This window comes from Flavobacterium sp. CF108 (genome assembly GCF_900129795.1).
GTDB lineage: Bacteria > Bacteroidota > Bacteroidia > Flavobacteriales > Flavobacteriaceae > Flavobacterium.
This window is the reverse complement of sequence record NZ_FQWW01000001.1, coordinates 323,245-344,405: the sequence shown is the minus strand read 5'-3', so window position 1 is coordinate 344,405 and position 21,161 is coordinate 323,245. Positions and strand designations below refer to the sequence as shown.

The following is a 21,161-nucleotide window of genomic DNA, read 5'->3' as shown; positions in this document are numbered from 1 at the left end:
TGTAAAGTTGAATAATACTTTTACGATCATCCTTAATATAAAAAATATCTCTATGAAAAATATTGAAAGGATACATGAAGAAGCTTTCGTTTTGTTAAATGAATGGAGTGAGCGTAATCGTGTAGAAAATAATGAAGTCAATCCCTATTTTTATATGAGAAGCGTAAGGGATGAACGATTTAAAAACGGATATTGGTTTCCAGGAAATGATAGTTATATATGCATCTCTTTTTGGGCAGGAGGTGATTCAAGTAATAAAACCCCTAATATTTATTTTGAAATTAATGAAAGAGTAGGCTGTAGAGTAATAATTGTGGCAAAAGATTCAGAGGTTAAATATGATTATTTTGCAAATTTAGTCAGCACAATTAATGAGTTCTCCAGTAAAAAGTATGTTTTAGGAAAATCGGGTAAGATATGGATTAAAACGTTGTCGTCAAATTGGCAACAATGGAGAGAAGAGTTAGGGGAATTTCTTTTAAGCGATAAGCAATGGATCGATAAATATTTATCTGATATGCCTCTTATTGAGTACGAAGAATTTGTCTCTAGATTTGGCTTTATCACTGCCAAAGATTTCGACATAATGATATCCAGAGTTTTTAAAGAACGTGATAGTATAAAAAATAAGATATATGAAGAACAGAAAAGATTTCTGATAGAAAAAAAAATGCCTTGTTCTATTTTAGGATTAAATATTGAAAATTTTCAAGGAATTAAAGGTACAGGGGTTGCCGATCTAAGACCTGATGCAAGATGGATATTTATAACAGGTGAAAATGGATACGGTAAAACAACATTGCTTCAATCAATAGCCTTAGGGTTGAGCAACGACCCAAACCTGGAGAAGTATCTCGATAGTAAGAGTAGAATTAGTTTGGAAATTAATTTTAAAAATGAAAAAGCTTTTCTGGTTCGAACAAAGGGTGTTGAACCTGAATTAGCCTATTTACAGGATTATGTTGTTGGTTATGGCCCTTCACGGTTAAATGTGCAGTCGATTTCATCCGAGAATATGGAAAGTAGAGGAAGTAATAATGTAGGAAGTCTTTTTGAGAGCGATACATTATTAAAAAACATAAATTATGAACTTTTTGCTTCCAAGTATTCCAATACAAAAATGTATGGTGAACTTGAAGACCTAATAAAGGCTGTTACAGATAATCGCGTTTCAAAAATAAAAATAAGGGATAGAGAAGTGCTGTTTGTTGAAACCTTAAGTAATGGAGATGAGTTAGAACCACAGCCGCTTAGTAAACTTGCTGCGGGCTTCCGAAGTATTATTAATATAGTGATAGATATTTATTTAAGATTCCGAAAGATTCACTTTAATTTAGATGCAAAAGATTTTTTTGGAATCGTACTTATCGATGAAATTGAGAATCATTTGCATCCCTTGTTACAACGTGAACTTCCGATAACTTTATCCAAAGTTTTTCCTCAAATACAATTTATAGTTAGCACTCATAGCCCAATACCATTGCTGGCTGCTGAATCAACTTCAATAATATTGAGGGTTAATAGGTCAAGAAAGACAGGAGTAACTGTTGAAAGATTAGATGAGGAAATTGATTTTCCAACTTTGCTTCCTAATTCATTACTTACATCGCCTATTTTTGGGTTCCAGAACATATTCCCTGAAAATAAAGAAAGTGACAAATTTCTTAGGGTAGAGGAAACTTATGCCGAACTCAAAAAAAATGATGAACAAGCAGAGCGTATAGAGTACTATCTTGATAAACAAGCAAGCGAAAAGATTTTAGGATTGATAAATAAAAAGTTTGAGTAATGAGGTATGTAATTAAAGACCTTACGGATATACCTCCATCACTAATTTCAGCTAAGGCTTTAGAGGATATTGAAAACATTGCCGTTAAATCCAGTGAAGTAGAAATCTTAGATACTATCTATAAGGGTACATATAAGGATGCACAGAATAAAACACAATCTAGAGTTAGGGATTTTCTTAATAAGTATTATAAGGGTAAATGTGCATATTGTGAGCAGACCTGTAAAGCGGAAATAGAGCATTATCGTCCAAAAAAAGGCGTAACAGAAGATGCAGGACATTCAGGTTATTATTGGTTGTGCTATACATGGTCTAATTTAGTACCTTCCTGCCGATACTGTAATACAGAAGGAGGGAAAGGTAGCAAATTCCCTATAATTGCTACTGCAAAAAGGGTAAAGGCTCCCTTATTTAAGCTTTCTAAGCTTGATGTTGAGGCTTGCAACGCGAATATGAATCCGCTTCTGGATGAGCAAGCATATCTATTGCATCCGGAAATTGACAGTTCTATGGAATCATTTTTCGCATTTTCTATAAGTGATGATAAAAATGGTGTTACAATAAAAGGAATTGATAGATTGGACAGGGGGAGTCGAACTATTGAAATATGTAATCTTAACCGAAATGATCTACGGGAAAACAGACTATCTTCTGTATACTATCCTATGAAAAAGCAGATTCAGTTAATTTTTGATCTCAATGCTCGAGGATATTTAGACAATGATAGTGTAGGCGAGGCATTATTGGCAGTTTACGAAGGATTTGAAAGAGATGCATCAGATATTACTTTGCCGCATACTCTTCTTAGGAATTTTCTAATTGCCTCCATTCAAAATTTTGAAAATCATTTAGTACCATATCTTGATAATGAATTCGCTAAGCCAATAGCAATCCAAGTTTTTAAAATATTTAAAAAAGAAGTTGTTTGAGATAATCAAATCATTTCTTCATAATCCAGCTATTCGAAGCCTTCCGACTTCAGATATGTTTATTATGTCCAAATTGTAAATTTATTTGCATCCAATAAAAATCGTCTTGTATTTCAATTTTTGAAAGATATCTATGAAAAAGAATTGGGTATATTTATATATCTTTTAAAATAACATCTGGAGCAACAATACTGATCTATTCCTGATTTCTGCTACAATTTTAAATCCCGTTAAATTGATATTTGTATAATTGACAATATCAGGAAGTTATATTTATGCATATAATAGCATCTATATATGGTTTTTAAGTCTCTTTATTGTATAGAGATGTTAAAATCTAAAAAAGGCTGGAAAGTGAAGAGACTTCATCAAAAACTAAATCAATTTATGCCTGATTTCTTTGTATTTTGAACGGCCTACAGGTAATAACTCACCATTTTTAAGTAACATATTATATTTTCCGCCGGCCTCTACAATCAGTTTATCGGCTTCCTGCCAGCAAAGAATATAGGATTTATGAATTCGTTCGAAATCTGTTGGGAGGAGTTTTTCTAATGATTCCAGAGACTTATCATGTAATTCTACACGGCCATTTACTAGATGTAATTCAGTATAAATTCCAGCGCCTTTTATGTACATTATATCTTTAATAGTGATGAGTTTAATAGTTTTTCCTTTTTTTACGGCTAAAAACTGAATATCCTGACCATTTGTTTTTTCTGGTGTTGTAAAACGTGTAAAGGCCTGAGCAAGTCTGTTTTCATCAAATGGCTTAGGAACAAAATCCAAAACGCCATAATTAAATGCCATAATCGCTTTATCTGTATAAGCAGAAATAATAATGGTTTGAAAAGATTTTGCAACAACCGTCTGCAGCACTTCAAATCCGTCCTCGCCATTCAAATTCAAATCAAGAAGCAGTAAATCAATGGATTGTTTTTCAATAGTGTTTAATCCATTTTCAACAGAATCACTAAGTAAAATCTGTACCTCTTTATCAAAAAAATCACGGGTCATTCTTTCAATTCGTTTGGCAATTCGGGCTTCGTCTTCAATAATTAGAATTTTCATTTTTTATCAAAAATTTTAATTGTTGAACACCATCCGTCTTCTACAGCAAAAGAGTCAAATTCCCAATTACTGCCATAACTTTCATTTAATCTGGCTTTGATGTATTTAAAACCTGTTCCGTTGCTGTTTTCTTTCTTTCTGTTTCGGTTTTTTGCCACGGTTAACAATGTATATTGTTTGTATTTTTTTTCTCTGGTAAAACTTAAACAGAAAGTAATACAGCCTTGTTTTGGAGGTAAACTATGTGTGATTCCGTTTTCTATAATGGTATGAATAACCGCAGGCGGGATTTTTTCATTAGCATCAATATTTTTTTCTTCCCAGTTATAACATACTTCTTTTCGAAAAGACATTACTTCTAAATGTTTTCGGCATAATTCGATTTCCTGCTGAATAGGAATTAAGGTATCTTCGGCAATAGAATTCATAATATCAAATTCATCTGCCAGCGCACGAATAAATACAACGCCTTGTTGCGGAGATTCTTCTACCCAGTCTATTAATGAAGTCAGTGTATTACGAAGAAAATGCGGCTGAATATTTTTTTTAATGAGTTCTAACTGCAATCTCGATGAAAGCAATAACGATGCATTATGAGCTTCTTCGAGAGCTTTTGCCCGAATAGTATGCAGATAAAGCATAGAAAGGACAATAATCGTAAATGCGATAAACAATCCAAAATCATAAAATATATATCTGTTTACAATTACACTTGCCAATAAACCAATCACTACTATTAAGCCGCCTTTAATTTTTCGGAATGCCGCATCGATGGCAATAATTAAGGAGACAGCACACATTGCATAACTAAAATAAATGGCTGTCATATCATAATGACCATAATAGACAATATAAATAGTGAGAAGACTTACAATCAGAAGAAATAAAAACAACCGCTTTCTTTTAAAACCAAACTGAAGCATAAAATACCAGGGAACCAGTATTGAAATTATAAATGTGAGCAAACCAACAATTTGTAATCGGGTATAAAAGTTGGTATACGGAATATCGATATAAAATTTCACGTATTCTATAATAAGCAGACAGAAAAAGAGCAGACAGATTATCCCAAAAAGTAAAACGGTTGCTTCTTTGCGGGTACTGTTTATGTAGAGAAAAAAATAATAAATAAAAGCAATAAGAAAAGCTCCCGCCATAAGGTTCATAAAAGACATAACAACAAGCGGTGCACGATGAAGTCTTAAAAAGCTCTCCAATTTTAAGGCGATGCTGCGATTTGCATCCCGAATTTTAGATTGTGTTCCAATTACCGTGACAATGTGTTTGCCTGTGTTAGCTAATTTTTCTGGTATTTGATAATAAGTCATTTCAGTTCCTGGAATTTCAGGCTGGCCTGATTTTGCCATTTTACCGTTACTTCCCACAAAAACGCCATCCCAATAAACATCAAAAGAACCAAAAGCAGTTACCTGTAAACCTAACGGGGTCAATTTATTTTCACGTTTAAGGATTTCGATTTCTATTGGAACTTTAAAAACGGAGTTGTCGGATTTGCCCAAATAATCATGAGGACGATTTTCATCATCAACATAATACGTTACATCCGATTTCACATACTCGGTATATTGTTTACAGGATGAAAACAATAGCAGTAATAAAACGATAAAAAAGGGCGGTCGATACATGAGATAAAGATAAAATAAATATCGAATACAGAAATGCATTTCAAAAGCTCTTAGAGCCGTTTGCATGTTTTAAAAGGTAAGATTTTATTTTATAAAGTAATCTTGTATCATCAAAACCAATAAATATGAAAATCTTAATAGCCAGTATTTTAATTTTATTTATTCCGATGCTTAGCTTTGCACAAAAAGCAGCTGTTTCCGGTAAAGTTCAGGACAATATAACAAAGGAATCAATTCCGTATGTGACAGTTACCATACAAGATAATACCTCAAAAACTGTAGCAGTTAGCGTAACAGACGACCAAGGTGTGTTTAATTTCGAAGAACTGCCAATTGGTAAAATGACCATTTCTTTTAGTTATATAGGATATCAAAATTATATCCAGACATTGGAAATCATTTCGGGAAAACCAAAAACAGAATTGGGAACTATTCTTTTAAATACCGATGCTGTACAATTAAATGCTGTTGAAGTGGTGACCGGACAAAAATCCAGCGTTAGTTTAAAGCTGGATAAAAAAGTTTTTGAAGTGGGCAAAGATGTGCTTTCGCAGAATGGCTCTGCACACGATGTTTTAAACGGAGTTCCTTCGGTAACAGTTAGTCCAACGGGAGGAATAAGTCTTCGTGGTAACAGCAGTGTTTTGGTTTTGATTAACGGACGTCAGTCTGGTTTAACGCAAAGCAATTCACTCGATCAAATTGCAGCCGACCAAATTGAACGTGTAGAGGTAATAACCAATCCTTCGTCGCGATATGACGCTTCAGGTTCGGCAGGAATTATCAATATAATATTAAAGAAAAACAAAAAGAGCGGTTTTAGCGGTCAGGTTCGATTAGTTGCCGGATCACCAAATGACAGCCGACTTAATCCAAGTATTAATTTTAAATCAGATAAAATCAATATCTTTTCCAATTTTGGTATACGTTCTTCGGATTATGTTGGATTATATACTACCAATCAGTCGACTATGAATAACGGTTCTCCAAATTATCTTAATCACGTACAGAACGAAGATCGCCATGACGATGGAAAATTGATTTATCTGGGAGCTGATTATTATATTGATGAACATCGCACCATTACCGCAGCTTTCTTAAAAAATGCCACAAAGGATGATGATAAAACCCGTTTATTATATGATTACAGCAATGCAAACCATACACAAGACAGTCTTTTAACAAGAGAAGGAAAATCACTTGAAAAAAGGGATTACAACCAATTCGAGTTTAATTATACGCAGACTTTTAAAAAGCCCTCAAAAAAATGGACTATTGATGTCCAGTATGATTGGTGGAACAGTGATAAAAAATGGGATCTTTCAACACAGCGTATTTATCCAGAAACGCTGGCTTATCCAGGTATTAGAACCAATTCAGTAGGAAGCAGTAAAGATTTGCTTATGCAGAGTGATTTTGTTCAGCCAATTGATTCAGTTTCTGTATTTGAAATGGGTGTGAAGACAGAAATTCGTAAAGTTTCCAGTCAGTTTTTGGCAGAGCAGCAAGAGGAGAATATTTGGACGATTTATCAAAATATTGACAATGATCTAAATTATACCGAAACCATTTCTAGTGCTTATGCACAATACAGCAACAAATTTAGAAGATTTAACTATATGCTTGGCCTTCGTACAGAATTCACTAAAATTTCTATTACAGATATTAAAAATACCTATAACGATGACAAAAAATACAACAGATTATTTCCTACCGTTAATTTAAGCTACAAGTTTGAAGGATCTACTTTGCAGTTAAATTACAGCAAGCGAATTAACCGCCCGCCCTTATATGCTTTGTATCCTTTTAACGAACTGACCGATTTGAATGCGCAATATATTGGTAATCCAGATCTAAATCCTTCTTATTCTGATGTGTTTGAATTGGGTTTCCTTAAAGCATGGAAAAAGCTTACGCTCAATCCTTCCGTTTATTATCAATGGGAAAGTGGTTACATTCAGGATTTTACGTATCGTGAAAATGATATATTTTTTACAACGCCCATTAATATTCAGCATGAAATACGAAGCGGGATAGAACTTTCGACCTTATATAATCCGTTAAAATGGCTTCAGGTCAATTTAGAAATGAATTTTTATCATTTCACTCAAAAAGGAAGTTATCAGGAAGAAAACCTTGATTATAGCGGAAAAACTTTTACCGGACGTTTAAGCACTCAGGTTAAACTGCCGTCAAAATTCAGTTTTCAGGGGCGTTATAATTTTCGAGGTGCACAGCAAAATGCGCAAACAAGAAATGATGCATTGCAATCGCTTGATTTTGGTTTAAGTAAAATTTTATTAAAAGACAAAGCTACCATTGTATTTGATGTATCTAATGCTTTTGACTTACGCCAAAATAAAAGCACAACAACCGGTACAGATTATTATATTACCGAAAATAGTATCCCAAATGCAGCCCGCTACAGACTTAGTTTTGTTTATCGTTTTAATTTAACAGATCCTAAAGCAATCAGACAGGCGAGTAGTGCTAATCGTAATTAATACGGGTATTGTTTATTTATTATATGCTTACATTTGCGTTTCTATTAAAAATTAAGATTGAAAATATTTAGCAGATGATAAAAGAACCCGTCTACAAAATTTGTTCAGAAGATGATATTCCGCAGATTTTGGAGGTATATAAGCAGTCCTATAAAGAACATTATACGTATTTATGGACAGATAATGGTGAAAATTATATGAACGCCAGCTTTACAAAAGAAAAAATAACCTCAGAAATGAATGTGCCACACAGTCAGTTCTATCTCATTTACGATCACGAATTACCTATAGGTGTATTAAAAATTAATAATAATATATCTGCAGACGGAAAAAAAGATACTGATGCTTTAGAAATCGAGCGGTTGTATTTTCTAAAAGAAGCTGCCGGGAAAGGTTTAGGAAAAGCTACTCTTAAAATGGTCTCACAACTTGCTGCTAATGAAAATAAAAAGACAATCTGGCTCAAAGCAATGAAGTGTTCAGATGCATTTAAGTTTTATGAAAAGCAAAATTTTACAGTAACAGCCGAAATGGATTTGTCGTATCTTTTTATAAAAGACGAATTTAAAGGTATGGTTGTAATGGAGAGAGAGGTCAAATAATTTTTGAACCCGCATTTTTTTTATTTATGATCCAGCTGAAAGAATGGTTGGATCATTTTATATTTTTTTTTAGAGAAGCAACTAATCTCTTAATATTATATTATGAGCAATACATTTTCTGACAGCAGCCAAATTGGCATCGTATCTACTTTTTCGGATCTTATAAATACCGATTTCAAGGAAGAAATGAATGCGTTATGCTGGCACAGAAATTTAGATGGCGATTTTAAGGAAATTGTATCCAAGTTATCTTTAAAAGAAAATATAACCGAAGTTTATCCCGAAGATCTAATCGCGCTCCAACTCTCAGAAAAGGGAAATATAGCAAGAGAAATAATTTTAAATGATTTACAATTATTAACTGATTTTGGAGCTTCGCCTTCGCTTAATTTACTGAAATGTTACGAACGTGATGATGAATTTGATTTCATTTCGACAGATGTGTATTCGTTTCATGTTGATCGTTCGCCCATTGCAACAGATACTTTTTTATGTACCTATCACGGAGCGGCAAGTGATATTGTTTCTAATTCGCAGACAGAACAAAAAACTCTAATTCCAGAAATCCGAGCAAAGCTAAAAGAATTGTATGATGGACCAGCTGAAGAATTCGATAATTTTTTGAAGGAAAATTATTTTGATTTGCATTATCAGCTGCATCAGGATGCAGAACCTATTAATTTAGGTTTAGGACATCTTTGGCGACTGGCTGTAGATCATCCAAAACAACAAGTGCTGCCATGTATTCATAGAGCGCCAATAGAAAATGAAGGTGAATTTAGGTTGTTGCTGATTTGTTAAGGGAATTGTTGCTTATAAATATTTTTTATTATAAAAACCACTCCGAAGAGTGGCTTAATTAAACCAAACAAATTCAGTTGCTTTGACAGAAATCGCTTTTTCTAATTTAACTTTTAAATTTGTGCAAACTGACTGCATATCTACTAGTCCTTGTTTTGACGACTTTGATTGATGCCATAAAGTTGTATTAGGTAAATGGTAAATTTTTTCATTGCCTGCGTTTTTCCAAGACTCTTTATAACCTAAAGCTATTAAAGCATCTTTTACTTCTTTGTTTTTGTCGCTGACATCATAAGATATTAAAATTAACCCAACTGTTGTTCCCATATAAAATTATTTAAAGTTAGTTTCAAAAATATAACTATTAAGTGTTTGATAATTATGGTTTACCGTAATTGAAATGTTTTTTTAATGAAAATATTCCCAATCGCTCGGATATATACAGAATGATAGTGCGGAAATTCTTTCCGTGCCCGTTCCTAATATTAATAAAACTGGATTTCCATTTTTTAATTGTTTAAGAAATACTTTGCGGGCACGGATTACAAATCCGCGCGATCGAGTCGGGGTGTTTAAAAACAGGTATTTATACGGGATGTATTTTTTTATTAAAAAACTAATTTGCCATTTAAAATATGCAATTATGGAAATCCGTAAAAGAAATAAAAGGGGTTTTATATGTTTGGTAAAATAAATCGCCACAAAGCAAAAAGAAATAAGATTTATAGAAATAGGTTTAATGAAAAGTTGGTTCCGTATTTGGAATGATTTGGCAAATCCGAAGAATAGGTTTAATTTAGTCCCTAACCCGCTGTAGTACAGGAAACGTTATGTACTATATCAAAAAAACGCAGTACATGGATAAAGAAATTGAAGAAAAAATTATCAATACTCAAAAGAGAATAGCTAAGAAAATGATGCATCCAGGATTACCTGAAGAAGTTCAAAAAAGTACTTTAGATTGGGTAGTTTTCAGAAGTGAATTAACCAAGGAATCTGCGCGCGGTTGTGCGTTATTAGCGGCTTCACATATAGATTTTTTACTTGAAGAAGCAATGAGATCTAAGCTGGTTGGAACAAATAAACAATTACAAGCATTGTTCGACTTTAATGGCCCTCTCGGGACCTTCTCTAGCAGAATATTATTATCATATTCCATTGGATTAATTTCGAAATCTTACGTACATGATTTGCAAATAATAAGAAAGATTAGAAATGAATTTGGTCATTCTCCATCAATTATTGATTTTGAGAATCCTAAAATATGCGCACTTTGTAACAACCTTAAACTTACGGTAGATCTAAAAAGGGACAACAAAGCAAAATTTATAACATCTGTAGCTTTTATAACAGGATCATTAATAGCACTTTCTTATACTGGTAATAAATTCGAAGAAAAAAAAGACGGAAATATTGAAGCCGTTAAGAAAGGAAGTGAGGAATTTAGAAAAGAGTTATCTGATTTTTTCGAAAATTCTAGGAAAGAATCTAAAGAATAAATAGTCCTATATTAATAAAAACTGGGTTTTCTTTTTTAAAATCTTTTAAGATATACTTTACGAGCACGGATTACAAATCCACGCGATTGGGTATTGCAGCTGAAAAATCCCTAATTATTTAATTTTTTTAATGAATAAATCTCTAAATTATGAAAAAGAATGCTTTAGCAGTTTTAATTTCAGGCGCTTTACTAGTATTGGTTTTTCCATATTTAATGACTAGAAAATTTGGTTTAATCGATTTTTCAGAAACTGGTAATATTGGAGATACAATAGGAGGAATAACTTCTCCAATTGTTGGATTTGTAGGAGCTATTTTGGTGTACTATGCATTATTAGAACAAATCAAAGCAAATAAAATTATTCAAGACCAGTTGAATGATCAAAAAAATGACGATAGACAGAAAAAAATAGTTAATTATTTGAATGGTAAGTTAGAGGTGGTAAGGGCTGATATTAATGACTTTGAATTTATTGAGGTTGGGACTTTTACTAAAAGTGAAAAGATTTATAAAGGAGGTGATGGATTGTCTAAATTTCTAGAACTTTATAAAAAAGAAAAAACAGAAAATGAAGAAGAATTATTAGAAGATGTATATCATCTTGAAAAATTTCGATTATTACTTGAATATATCGACGATTTTGTTAGCGATGTAGTTGCAGATAAGGTGAATGCTGATGATAAAAAATATTTACTTCAAAGCCTCAAATATCATTACAAGTCAAAGATTAAAATACATTTAGATTATTATGATGACTATGATGAAAAGCCTGGTATTCTATATAGTATTTCAAAATCAATAGATGCTAAATTGAATTTGTAAGATGATAAGGATATATTTGTATATAAGAAACAAAATTTGTGGAGAGTGAAAAAAATATTCGAAAAATGGTATTTAAGTATCTTTATCATACCAATAATTCTCACATACTTGACTTCTTATTTTTCACTTCCGGATATTTTTAAGAATTGGCAATATTCAATCATAGTTTCATTGCTTTTACTAATTTCTATTTTATTATATGAATTGAGAAGTCTTAAAAAGGAATTAAATGTTTTTGTTCCCAAAAAAAGTGATAAAAAAATAATTCAGAAATTATTAAAAGAATTAGACTTAGATAGTTTTCACGATGATATATATGAACAAAATTCTTGGTATGGATTTAAAAAGGAGGCAATCAGTAAGAGTATCAGCTTTATTTATAAAGCGCGACTAATAAAAAATAAAGTAACTGATAAAAAACTTCAAATTTTGATAAATAATTTCACTGATAAATTAAATGAATTTCATGAATATAGTTCGGTCAATCTATATGGAAGAGATAATTATTTAGTTCCAAACAAAGATAATTTAAATGAAAACCGGAATCTAGTTCAACAAGAGACTAAAGAGATGAATCGATTGGCAAAAGAAAGTTTTGTTAAACTTGAAACATTAGTTGAATATGCAAAGAATAATGAATATTTATGATTCGTTAATATAAATTATTTGAATAAGTTTATATGAATTCCAATTTTCAATATAATTAAAAAACAAGATTTTCTTTTCAAATCTTTTAAGGCACGTCGTAATGTTATAGTCAGTTTCTTTACTCATCCTTCGTAGCAAATTCCATTCTGTAATGATCGTCTCTTCTAGAAATTAATAATACATTAAAACTGTTATCATCAGTACTATAATTTATTTCTGCTGGAATATTGTTTGTGTCAATTAATTCTTCTCCTTCTTCTTCAAGTATTACATTGAAAATTTCTAAAAATTCTTTAATTACTTTTGTTGGTATATAAAGTGCAATGCTTTTCCATCCTTCTTCAATGTTTTGCCATAATTCATATTTAGACACATAATATTTATTTGAAATTATTCTTTCCACTAAAACTAATCCATTTGTATCTTTTGCATCAAAGTCAAGATTGAATATTGCTTCATTAATTCCTGATGGTTTTGAAATTTTAGATGTTACGTTTTGATATTCCATAATTGATAATAAATTTTAATACTAAAGCAGGTTGGGACTAAATTAAGTTGTATTCTCGCATTTGCAATCTCCTAAATGCCAAAACATCTTTTCATTAAGTCAATTGCCCAAATAATTTGTAGTAGCTGTTAAATGATAGGTTTTTAGTTTTCCACTGCAATTTATAAATTTATTTCTTACTTTTGATTATCACTAAAAACTTTCAAAGATGAATGAAGACCAAGCACAAACAATGATTGATTTACTAGTTGAAATCAGTAGCAAACTTACTGACCTAAATGAGAAAATTGGTGGTGATTATGATTATGGTAGTGTAAATTATAAGCTTAATGATATTAAAAATGATCTTTCAAGCATAGAAAGCAATACTTCTAATTTATAATCAATTATCCCGCTCTCTAAAAAGTTTTTATGGAAGTTGTGCGAATGTCTCCTGACTTTGCACTCATAATACTTCCAAAAACAAAAAGAGACTCGAAAGTCTCTTTTTGTTTTAATATATCTTTATAAATAATTATTTATTAATCAGCTTTTCAAGTCTCAGCATCATTTCATCTTTCTCCTTCAACATTCTTTCAAACAAAACAATTTTCTCTTCGTGAAGTTTTTTGATTTCCTCAATAGGATTGTTGTTAAAAACCTCGATTTTATTATTGAACATTGCATTATCTGAGAAATTACACGAAATTAAATTCACTGCTTGTTCTTCATCAAAATTCTGAAAAGCTTCAACAGGAATATTTAATACTGCAGAGATTTGTTTCAGCAGATTATCTTCAATTACATCTTTCTGTTCCAGTAAAGAAATTTTCTTTTGGTTCCAGTCTTCACCCAAATCATAAGCTAAAGCTTCCTGCTTTATGTTAAGCATTTCTCTGAAGCGTTTTACGTTTCTTCCCTGATGTATTTTCTGTTCCATAATGAATATTAATTTTCTAAAAGCCCAAAGATAAAGCCATTTGGATTAAAAATCCTGAGTTTCAAAGATAAAAAAATATCCCATAATACATCTATTTTGTCAGATATTATACCAGTTCTATTTCTATTTTACCCCAATGTTTTCTGGTATAAAATTATGAATATGAAATAGCACAATACAATTGGACAATATTGAATATACAATGGGTATTATATACGCACTTCGAATAGATTATTCTTTAAAATGAAAATAATTTCGTACATAAATTTTAAACCTTCTTACAATGAAAAAGAATAAAATATCCTTCGAAACCGGATTTTGGGCAGGGTTTGAGACAGGAAATCCATTTAAGGCAGTTCAAGCCTTTTTTGACTTTGCCGATCTTGATTATTATAAGCAAAATTTAAGTGAAACGGTAATGTACAGCTATAAAAGAAAAGTCCACAAACAAGACAATCCTAGTGATGTTTTTGTTTTGTATACCACTTTCAGCTTTTTTATTAAAGTGTGTTACTGTTTAAAAAAGAAAAACAAAAAATGGAAAGTTACCGAGTTTTTACGCTCTGAAAAGGTTTTTCATTTTTCTTCCCTAACGAAGGAAGAATACGAGAATCCTTTTATGGTATTTCAAAAAGCATTTGATGAAATAACTCTTGAAGAATTTGGATTTTTTCTAGTTCAAATTCTGGAGCATTCCTTGTCTCCCCATTTCGGAGATCCAGAATCTGACGTGACGACGCCGTATATTCATTTAATCAAAATGCTCGATGCAGCAGAACTAATAAGAGAAAGAGGCGTTAAGAAAATAAAAAAAGCAAACCAGATTGATGTTGTAGCGGAATAAAATATCCCTTATAAAAACTTCCAGTTTCATTCCATTAGGAATGTTTCATCGGTAGAAAAAATAGAGGCCGGACACATTTACTTTCTGTAGGAACGTTTGATATACCAGATTGAAAACAATGTCGAAATCAAACGTTCCTACGGAACGTAAACGATGATAACAATATAATTTTTCTACCAACGAGATGTTCCTACGGAACAAAGAAATATGTAAAATAAAAAGGGTCGGTTCTGATTTTTGGGACAATCTCTTTTAATTTATTTTTCGGAATTAAAAAAACAGTTTAAAAAACCGCAATTTTCCCTGTTTGTATTCCGCCCGAACTTGTAATTATTTTGTAAATATAAATTCCTGAAGCAATATTTTTTAGATTAATGTTATTGATTTTAGAAATTAGGGGCGAAGTAATGGTATTTTGTCCGCTGATATTGTACAAATAAAAAACAGCGTTTTCCTCTTTTTTGGCTTCAATAAATAATTCTTCGTTTTTATTTAATAAAGTAGGATGGATAAAAAACAAATCATCGCCTAAATAATTAGTATCAAGAATTGAAGAACTTATTATAGTATTGTTTTCTAAAATTATATTTATTTTATATCTATTACTGCCTTTTGTGGGCGCGCTGTCGACAAAAGAGAATGTTTTTGAATCGATGTTATTTATGGAATTAATGACATCTTCGGCATTGTTGGTTATTTTTACCAGCTCAATTCTTTTGATATTGTACAAGCTAAAAAGGCTGGCATCAATTTTTACTTTGTCCTCTTGATAAATTTCTGCCAGGGCCAGCTCAAAATAACAATTTGAGTTTGAGGCATACTGCAAAGTTGACTCACTTTTTATTCCTTCGCTATTGTCAAATACGGGAGTAACAGTGTAAATTTTTCCATCTGTATAGGTATAATTAGTGTTGGTTGTTTGCTCTTTAAATTCTAAATAATCTCCTGTGAGCTGATAAATATTAAAAGCAGCAACATTGGCAGGTTTTTCCCAATTAATTTCTGTTGTGCCGTCACAAACTAAGCTGGTATTGATATTTAAATCATAAGAAATCGTAAAGCTGTCAGAGATATAATCACTAGTACCGATGGTCATTTTTAATTTTGCCTTTGAAAATTTTTGTTCAGAAGGAGTATAGAGAAATTGTTCAGAATCGAGATTGATTCCATTTGCGATAATTTCCCAAGTCTGACCATTATTATAACTAATAGACAATTGCCCGGAAATACCAGAAAAAGAAGAATCCCATTTGAAAGGTGAAATTGTTTTACCATCATAAGGGAAATTATCATTTGCAATGGGGTAATTCCATTCAAATTGATTTTTCAATTCATATTCGTAAGCAATGCTGTATTGCTGAGAAGTATTCGAAATGTATGCACCGCTAATATTGATCGTATAAGATCCCGATATGGGGTTTTCAATAGTAACCTGTTCTATAGTATTAAGTTTGTCTTTTCCTCTGAGCGCTTGCTGCTCAGGAACATCAGGATTAAGGATCCAGGGTAAAAAAGCAGTATTGTCAGCCGTAATAACTTCAAGGTCTAGATCGTTAACCAAACTTATATTACTGTTGATTTCGGCAGGCAGATCATTCCATACTAAGGTAATTTTTAAGTTTTTTGCATTTTCGGGAACATTAATGGTGTGGGCATTTGTCTGTCCAGATGTCAAAGTGCCGGATATAATTCTATTTTCGCTGATGGTTTTTAGGCATTTATAAGTATTAATATTACCATAACCATAAGTAAAATCGGGGCCTGGGCTGCCTAAATCTTTAGCACTATTAATTAAAATTGCTTTTGTTGTGGCATTATTCAGGGGCATATTGTTTATGTTTTTATAATGTTCTTTCATGAGCGTAATAATTCCTGTAGCCAATGCCGTCGAATTTGAAGTTCCCTGTGTGCTGAACGCGACTAATTCTGGTTTTATTCGGCCGTCATAAGCCGGGCCTTTTGAAGAAAAAGGCATAATTATTTCGTTTTGATCAATACAGCCCAATACGATACTATTTTTGGACTGCTTGAAATTACCGGTAATAGATTTATAACCTTGAAGACCAGTATTTCCAGAGGAGAAGCAATGGGTCAAATCTGGATTTAAAAATAATTGAGCGTCATAAGCATTAGCAAGCGAACCATAAAAATTTTCAATTTCTGTACCGTAGGAATGATTTTCTGTGGCAGCACCTTGTAAAGTTGCTATTTCATCAGGATAAATATTCAAAAAATCAGATGATAGTATCTTAGCCTTTTGGGCGACGCCTTTTCCTAATGCAGAACTATTTCCTAATCCGCAGACAATAGTCGCCATAGCCGTTGCATGGTTCGATACAATATTAGATTGTGTTGTAGAAGTAATATGCTTATTTAAAAGATCAATATCATTTACATCAAAAAAATCATCTTTGATTACTGCAGTTTGATTTTCGCCTTTTAAAAGAGGAAAATCAGCATGGGCTTTATTGATATAATTGATACTAAAATTTTGATCTATTATTTTAGATTCAGCTTTTGGCAGCAGCGATTCTTGCGAAACAGAAGATACACTGCTCAAAGCTATAACCTCATTCATGATTTTTTTTGAATCACTTTTTATCATTACAAGATGGTTACTTAGTATTTCGATGTCAGAAATGTTCATTGATTTCAAGTTACGAATTAATGCTTTGAGAGAATCAGCTGCTATTATATACTGTTTGTCTTCTTTATGATTTGAAAAATTGGATGGTAATTTCCATAAATTATTAACCGGGAAAATTTTTTGTGAAGATTTTTTAAGTCCTGCGCTTTCACTTTTATTTTCAACAATGCAAAAAGTATTGTCTAGCTTTTTTACAATCTTGTAGTTGTTGTGATGTGCATTTTCTAAAGACGTTAAATAATATTTCTCAAATTTTCTTTCGTTTTCTTTTTTTATGTATTGTTTCCATTTATCAGAGCTTTGTGAGAGACTGATTGTCGTTATCATAAAAAGGAGAAAAGTAATTGGTTTCTTCATTTACAGTAAATGTTAGGGCAATTGTAACATTATTATCGATCATACAAAAATTGACTATTTCAGATCTTTATTACTTCTTAATCGAGATAAAGCAAAGATGAAATTAGTGTTTAATGAATTCTATTTGAAATATTTATCCGTTGTAGGTAATTCAAAGTTATTAAAATATTTGTAAAAATTTTATGATTTTTTATTTCCTATATAATCTCCAAAATCTGTAAGAGTAATTCTCTTTTTGTACCCCTTTTTTTATTTTAAAAGGTATATAAAAGTGTAAAATCATTTTTTAACACCTGCTAAACAAAATAAAATTTAGAAATAGGATTATTTTGTCTAACAAGCTGATTTGTATTTAATTATTGATTTTACTGGGCTTGCCGTAATAATCAGATAATTAGTACTAAAAATTTTAATCAAAATAATATAACAAAAAATGTTAAATTTGTTAAATTATTTATTTATAAGTATTTTAAGATTAAAATTTATATAAATTTGATAATAAATATTACAATATTTTGTAAAGCCCCCTAATTTATCAACTTGCTTAAACCAAAAAGAACTATTATTATGAAGAAAATTAAATCAATTTTAGCGTTGTCATTTATAGCGCTAACGGTATTGTCCTGTAATAAAGAAGATGAAACAGGTCAATCAAATCAAGAATCTCTTAAAGTAACACAAGATGTGTTAAATAAAATTGATGCACTTGCATTAAATAACAAAGATGTTCAAGTGATTAAAAACACTAAGTTAGATGGTACCACTGAGGACGCGTTCCTGGTAGAAGGAGACATTATTGTGACAGAAGCGCAATTAAACAAAATGGATATTCATGGTGGTATTACTACAGAACAATACCGTACGACTAATTTAGTATCTGCCCCAAGAACTATAAAAGTTGTTGGATTATCAGGAACTGGTACAACAGCTCTAACTACCAATATGCGTGCTGGATTGCAAGCGGCAATTAATAGATACAATAATTTAGGATTGTCTATTAACTTTACACTTACTTTTAGTTCAAGTACTTCAGGTGCAAACATTGTTGTCCGGAGACAAACTGGGTCTGCTGGTGGAGTAGCAGGTTTCCCTTCAGGAGGAAATCCATATAATTCAGTTACATTATATTCTGGGTTAGAATCTTATTCAACAAACGTAAATGCACACGTAGCCGCACACGAAATTGGCCACTGTATTGGTTTACGTCATACAGACTATTTCAGCCGTCAGAGTTGTGGTCAGAATTCAAATGAAGGAGCAGCTGGAGTTGGAGCAATTCATATCCCGGGAACACCTACAGGGTATGACTCAACTTCTTATATGAGAGCATGTTTCTCTTCAAGTGAGACTGGAGCTTTCAATAGTAATGATGTTACAGCTCTGAATTATTTATATTAGAAATTAAAAGTTGAATTAGAGTTCTCTTTACAAAATATAAGGAGGCTGTTTCATAATTTGTGAAGCAGCCTTTTTTTATTAGATGTGTTTTCTTTCTTAAGTTGATTAAATAGCACGAAATAAGCATGAAAAATCCCATTTTGTAAGAAATGGGATTTTACTTTTGTGATCTCTAAAGGACAAATAACACACTATTTTATGGAAGATTTAATGAGATTGGCTTATTATATGTAAGACTTGTCTTTGAATGGCACCAATAATTTGGTTTGGATATACTGTTGAGGATTGGTGTCTTGTTCGGTCATATTAGAATAGAAAAATTGGTCATTCAGTAAAATAATCTAAAAAAATCAGAATTACTTAGTTTAAATTTTGCTCTCTAAATATGTTTGGAGTCATCCCAGCCTCTTTTTTAAATAAACGTGAAAAATATGTGGCATTTTCAAACCCCAGAGAAACAGAAATTTCGGTAATATTCATTTTTCCCTCTTTCAATAAGTTTTTTGCTTCTGAAATCACGTAAAGATGAATAAGTTCCAAAGCGGTTTTTCCGGTTTCCTGTTTTAGCATATCACTCAAATAACGTGAAGAAATATTCAGTTTTTCCGCCAAATAACTAACAGTAGGAAGTCCCAAATCATTATTTTTTCTATTTTCAAAATACGAAGAAAGAATATCATTAAACTTTGTAAATGTTGCTCCAGATAATTTCTCACGATTGATAAACTGCCTTTTGTAAAAGCGCTGTGCATATTTAAGCATCGTATCAAGATGGCTAAGAATAATGGTCTTGCTGTAATCATCAACGTTATTATGGTATTCTTTTTCCATCGCATACACCAGATTCCAAATTGTTTCTTCTTCACTGGGTGATAGGTGCAACGCTTCATTTACTTCGTATTCAAAATAAGCATATTTCTTGATTTCATTATGCATAGCTGTTCCTGATAAAAAATCTTCGTGAATAAGAATTGTAAAACAATCTTCTTCCAAACGAATGTTTTTACATCCGGTGATCTGTCTCGGTTTAATGAATGACATTTTCCCTAGGTTATGATCGTATTTTGTTTTTCCGTATTGCATGCTTCCCGATTCGACCTTTTTGAAAATAATGATGTAAAAATCAGCCGTAAATTCAGTTTCCTTGCCGACATTACAACATTCTTTATTGCCCCGGGAAATATAAAACAACGGATGTTCGGGAGCTTTAAGTCCGATAGCTTGGTTGTAACTACTTATTTTATCGAAATGATTCATCTGTTTAATTTTAAAAGAAATGCAGAACCCGACGAATCGGATTCTGCAAATTTAAACTTTATTTTCCATGTGCCGCTTCAGAAACGTCCTGCCACTCTTCCCAGGTTTTCAAACGTTCACCATAAGCATATTTAGTCCATTGAACACCAGCTTTGCCTAAAAGCAATCTTAATGGAGGGTTTTCTGCATCTACCAGTTTTAAAACAGCTTCTGAAGTCGCTGCAGGTACGCCATAATCTTCTTCTTTGTTTCCTTCCTGAAGTGCTGTTCTAACGGTATCATATTGTGGCAAAGGTTTACTTTGTACTGCAGAAGACGCAGCAAAATCGGTTTCATAACCATTTGGTTCTACAAGAGTGACTTTGATTCCGAATCCTGCAACTTCTGCCGCCAAAGATTCAGTCAGACCTTCAACAGCAAATTTAGAAGCACTGTAAATTCCTAAAGTAGGCAATGCAATAACACCCAAAACACTTGAAAGCTGGATGATATGACCCGATTTTTGTTCGCGCATAACAGGAATAACTGCCTGCGTAAGCCAAATCAGTCCAAGTACATTAGTCTCAAACTGTGTACGGATTTCCTGCTCTTCCAATTCTTCAATGGCACCAAAATGTCCGTATCCGGCATTATTAATCAATACATCAATTGCCCCAAAATGGCTTTTTGCTTTTGAAATTGCTTCAAAGGATGCTTTTTTATCGGTTACATCTAATTGTAAGACTAATAAATTTTCCTGATATTCTGATGCCAAATCCTTTAATGATTCTGTATTTCTTACTGTTGCTACAACATTATCACCACGTTTAAGAAAAGCTTCAGCCCAAATTTTTCCGAATCCTCGGGATGCACCTGTTATAAAAATTGTTTTTTTCATTGTACTATATTTTATTGTTTTTAATTATTGAAACAAATTTC

Annotated in this window: 19 protein-coding genes; 11 read left to right on the top strand and 8 right to left on the bottom strand. The window is 32.0% G+C overall.

Features of this window, described 5'->3' with window-relative positions; all coding sequences use genetic code 11:
* Nucleotides 1–52: 52 nt before the first annotated feature.
* A complete protein-coding gene (locus BUE10_RS01540; protein WP_073481534.1) occupies nt 53–1,789 on the top strand; it encodes an AAA family ATPase in 1,737 nt (578 codons plus the stop codon).
* Nucleotides 1,789–2,718, top strand: coding sequence for an HNH endonuclease family protein (locus tag BUE10_RS01535; RefSeq protein WP_073481531.1), 930 nt, complete (start codon nt 1,789–1,791; stop codon nt 2,716–2,718). The genes BUE10_RS01540 and BUE10_RS01535 overlap by 1 nt, the downstream gene beginning before the upstream one ends.
* 375 nt (nt 2,719–3,093) lie before the next feature.
* Here the strand turns inward: BUE10_RS01535 and BUE10_RS01530 are convergent, their stop codons facing one another.
* The gene (locus tag BUE10_RS01530; RefSeq protein WP_073481528.1) at nt 3,094–3,789 is read right to left on the bottom strand and encodes a LytR/AlgR family response regulator transcription factor; all 696 of its coding nucleotides are present in this window, start codon (nt 3,787–3,789) and stop codon (nt 3,094–3,096) included.
* Nucleotides 3,786–5,501 carry a histidine kinase gene (locus tag BUE10_RS01525; RefSeq protein ID WP_073481525.1) on the bottom strand — a complete coding sequence of 572 codons (1,716 nt, stop codon included), beginning with the start codon at nt 5,499–5,501 and terminating at the stop codon, nt 3,786–3,788. The genes BUE10_RS01530 and BUE10_RS01525 overlap by 4 nt, the downstream gene beginning before the upstream one ends.
* A 59-nt stretch (nt 5,502–5,560) precedes the next feature.
* On the opposite strand from BUE10_RS01525, the gene BUE10_RS01520 reads away from it, so the two are divergent.
* The 3 genes from BUE10_RS01520 (at nt 5,561) to BUE10_RS01510 (ending at nt 9,342) form a co-directional block, all read left to right on the top strand.
* Nucleotides 5,561–7,939 carry a TonB-dependent receptor gene (locus BUE10_RS01520; RefSeq protein WP_073481522.1) on the top strand — a complete coding sequence of 793 codons (2,379 nt, stop codon included), beginning with the start codon at nt 5,561–5,563 and terminating at the stop codon, nt 7,937–7,939.
* A 74-nt stretch (nt 7,940–8,013) separates the two neighbouring features.
* Nucleotides 8,014–8,541 carry a GNAT family N-acetyltransferase gene (locus BUE10_RS01515; protein WP_073481520.1) on the top strand — a complete coding sequence of 176 codons (528 nt, stop codon included), beginning with the start codon at nt 8,014–8,016 and terminating at the stop codon, nt 8,539–8,541.
* A 102-nt stretch (nt 8,542–8,643) separates the two neighbouring features.
* Complete coding sequence (locus BUE10_RS01510) at nt 8,644–9,342, top strand: DUF1826 domain-containing protein (RefSeq protein WP_073481517.1); 699 nt, start codon at nt 8,644–8,646, stop codon at nt 9,340–9,342.
* 54 nt (nt 9,343–9,396) lie between these two features.
* Here BUE10_RS01510 and BUE10_RS01505 read toward each other — a convergent pair whose 3' ends face one another.
* Complete coding sequence (locus BUE10_RS01505) at nt 9,397–9,669, bottom strand: hypothetical protein (RefSeq protein ID WP_073481514.1); 273 nt, start codon at nt 9,667–9,669, stop codon at nt 9,397–9,399.
* 530 nt (nt 9,670–10,199) lie between these two features.
* Between BUE10_RS01505 and BUE10_RS01500 the strand changes: the two genes are divergently transcribed.
* The 3 genes from BUE10_RS01500 to BUE10_RS01490 all read left to right on the top strand — a co-directional run bounded on the left by BUE10_RS01500 (nt 10,200) and on the right by BUE10_RS01490 (nt 12,313).
* A complete protein-coding gene (locus BUE10_RS01500) occupies nt 10,200–10,841 on the top strand; it encodes an MltR family transcriptional regulator (RefSeq protein ID WP_159439050.1) in 642 nt (213 codons plus the stop codon).
* A gap of 149 nt (nt 10,842–10,990) precedes the next feature.
* Nucleotides 10,991–11,665, top strand: a complete 675-nt coding sequence (locus tag BUE10_RS01495) for a hypothetical protein (protein ID WP_073481509.1) — start codon at nt 10,991–10,993, stop codon at nt 11,663–11,665.
* A 45-nt stretch (nt 11,666–11,710) separates the two neighbouring features.
* Nucleotides 11,711–12,313 carry a hypothetical protein gene (locus BUE10_RS01490; protein WP_073481507.1) on the top strand — a complete coding sequence of 201 codons (603 nt, stop codon included), beginning with the start codon at nt 11,711–11,713 and terminating at the stop codon, nt 12,311–12,313.
* A 118-nt stretch (nt 12,314–12,431) separates the two neighbouring features.
* Here BUE10_RS01490 and BUE10_RS01485 read toward each other — a convergent pair whose 3' ends face one another.
* Nucleotides 12,432–12,821, bottom strand: coding sequence for a hypothetical protein (locus BUE10_RS01485; RefSeq protein ID WP_073481503.1), 390 nt, complete (start codon nt 12,819–12,821; stop codon nt 12,432–12,434).
* A 208-nt stretch (nt 12,822–13,029) separates the two neighbouring features.
* Between BUE10_RS01485 and BUE10_RS23975 the strand changes: the two genes are divergently transcribed.
* Nucleotides 13,030–13,203: a hypothetical protein gene (locus BUE10_RS23975; protein ID WP_159439049.1), complete on the top strand. Its 174-nt coding sequence runs from the start codon at nt 13,030–13,032 to the stop codon at nt 13,201–13,203.
* Nucleotides 13,204–13,335: 132 nt separating this feature from the next.
* Here the strand turns inward: BUE10_RS23975 and BUE10_RS01480 are convergent, their stop codons facing one another.
* Nucleotides 13,336–13,740, bottom strand: coding sequence for a helix-turn-helix domain-containing protein (locus BUE10_RS01480; RefSeq protein WP_073481500.1), 405 nt, complete (start codon nt 13,738–13,740; stop codon nt 13,336–13,338).
* Between the two features lie 283 nt (nt 13,741–14,023).
* Between BUE10_RS01480 and BUE10_RS01475 the strand changes: the two genes are divergently transcribed.
* Nucleotides 14,024–14,584 (top strand): hypothetical protein, encoded by a 561-nt coding sequence (locus BUE10_RS01475; protein WP_073481497.1) that lies wholly within the window; start codon nt 14,024–14,026, stop codon nt 14,582–14,584.
* 283 nt (nt 14,585–14,867) lie between these two features.
* Here BUE10_RS01475 and BUE10_RS01470 read toward each other — a convergent pair whose 3' ends face one another.
* Entirely contained in the window at nt 14,868–17,588 is a 2,721-nt protein-coding gene (locus BUE10_RS01470; RefSeq protein ID WP_073481494.1) for a S8 family serine peptidase, read from the bottom strand.
* 567 nt (nt 17,589–18,155) lie between these two features.
* Here BUE10_RS01470 and BUE10_RS01465 point away from each other — a divergent pair.
* Entirely contained in the window at nt 18,156–18,986 is an 831-nt protein-coding gene (locus BUE10_RS01465; RefSeq protein WP_073482987.1) for a M57 family metalloprotease, read from the top strand.
* Nucleotides 18,987–19,346: 360 nt separating this feature from the next.
* Here the strand turns inward: BUE10_RS01465 and BUE10_RS01460 are convergent, their stop codons facing one another.
* Together BUE10_RS01460 and BUE10_RS01455 are read right to left on the bottom strand one after the other, a co-directional pair.
* Nucleotides 19,347–20,243 carry a helix-turn-helix domain-containing protein gene (locus BUE10_RS01460; protein WP_073481491.1) on the bottom strand — a complete coding sequence of 299 codons (897 nt, stop codon included), beginning with the start codon at nt 20,241–20,243 and terminating at the stop codon, nt 19,347–19,349.
* Between the two features lie 58 nt (nt 20,244–20,301).
* The gene (locus BUE10_RS01455) at nt 20,302–21,120 is read right to left on the bottom strand and encodes an SDR family NAD(P)-dependent oxidoreductase (protein ID WP_073481488.1); all 819 of its coding nucleotides are present in this window, start codon (nt 21,118–21,120) and stop codon (nt 20,302–20,304) included.
* Between the last annotated feature and the right edge of the window lie 41 nt (nt 21,121–21,161).

Bases quoted from the DNA above. Each gene is read 5' to 3' on its own strand.
- BUE10_RS01475 (WP_073481497.1), top strand. From the start codon at position 14,024: ATGAAAAAGAATAAAATATCCTTCGAAACCGGATTTTGGGCAGGGTTT.
- BUE10_RS01505 (WP_073481514.1), bottom strand. From the start codon at position 9,669: ATGGGAACAACAGTTGGGTTAATTTTAATATCTTATGATGTCAGCGAC.
- BUE10_RS01465 (WP_073482987.1), top strand. From the start codon at position 18,156: ATGAAGAAAATTAAATCAATTTTAGCGTTGTCATTTATAGCGCTAACG.
- BUE10_RS01520 (WP_073481522.1), top strand. From the start codon at position 5,561: ATGAAAATCTTAATAGCCAGTATTTTAATTTTATTTATTCCGATGCTT.
- BUE10_RS01460 (WP_073481491.1), bottom strand. From the start codon at position 20,243: ATGAATCATTTCGATAAAATAAGTAGTTACAACCAAGCTATCGGACTT.
- BUE10_RS01510 (WP_073481517.1), top strand. From the start codon at position 8,644: ATGAGCAATACATTTTCTGACAGCAGCCAAATTGGCATCGTATCTACT.
- BUE10_RS01480 (WP_073481500.1), bottom strand. From the start codon at position 13,740: ATGGAACAGAAAATACATCAGGGAAGAAACGTAAAACGCTTCAGAGAA.
- BUE10_RS01525 (WP_073481525.1), bottom strand. From the start codon at position 5,501: ATGCAAACGGCTCTAAGAGCTTTTGAAATGCATTTCTGTATTCGATAT.
- BUE10_RS01515 (WP_073481520.1), top strand. From the start codon at position 8,014: ATGATAAAAGAACCCGTCTACAAAATTTGTTCAGAAGATGATATTCCG.
- BUE10_RS01455 (WP_073481488.1), bottom strand. From the start codon at position 21,120: ATGAAAAAAACAATTTTTATAACAGGTGCATCCCGAGGATTCGGAAAA.
- BUE10_RS01485 (WP_073481503.1), bottom strand. From the start codon at position 12,821: ATGGAATATCAAAACGTAACATCTAAAATTTCAAAACCATCAGGAATT.
- BUE10_RS01470 (WP_073481494.1), bottom strand. From the start codon at position 17,588: ATGAAGAAACCAATTACTTTTCTCCTTTTTATGATAACGACAATCAGT.
- BUE10_RS23975 (WP_159439049.1), top strand. From the start codon at position 13,030: ATGAATGAAGACCAAGCACAAACAATGATTGATTTACTAGTTGAAATC.
- BUE10_RS01535 (WP_073481531.1), top strand. From the start codon at position 1,789: ATGAGGTATGTAATTAAAGACCTTACGGATATACCTCCATCACTAATT.
- BUE10_RS01495 (WP_073481509.1), top strand. From the start codon at position 10,991: ATGAAAAAGAATGCTTTAGCAGTTTTAATTTCAGGCGCTTTACTAGTA.
- BUE10_RS01500 (WP_159439050.1), top strand. From the start codon at position 10,200: ATGGATAAAGAAATTGAAGAAAAAATTATCAATACTCAAAAGAGAATA.
- BUE10_RS01530 (WP_073481528.1), bottom strand. From the start codon at position 3,789: ATGAAAATTCTAATTATTGAAGACGAAGCCCGAATTGCCAAACGAATT.
- BUE10_RS01540 (WP_073481534.1), top strand. From the start codon at position 53: ATGAAAAATATTGAAAGGATACATGAAGAAGCTTTCGTTTTGTTAAAT.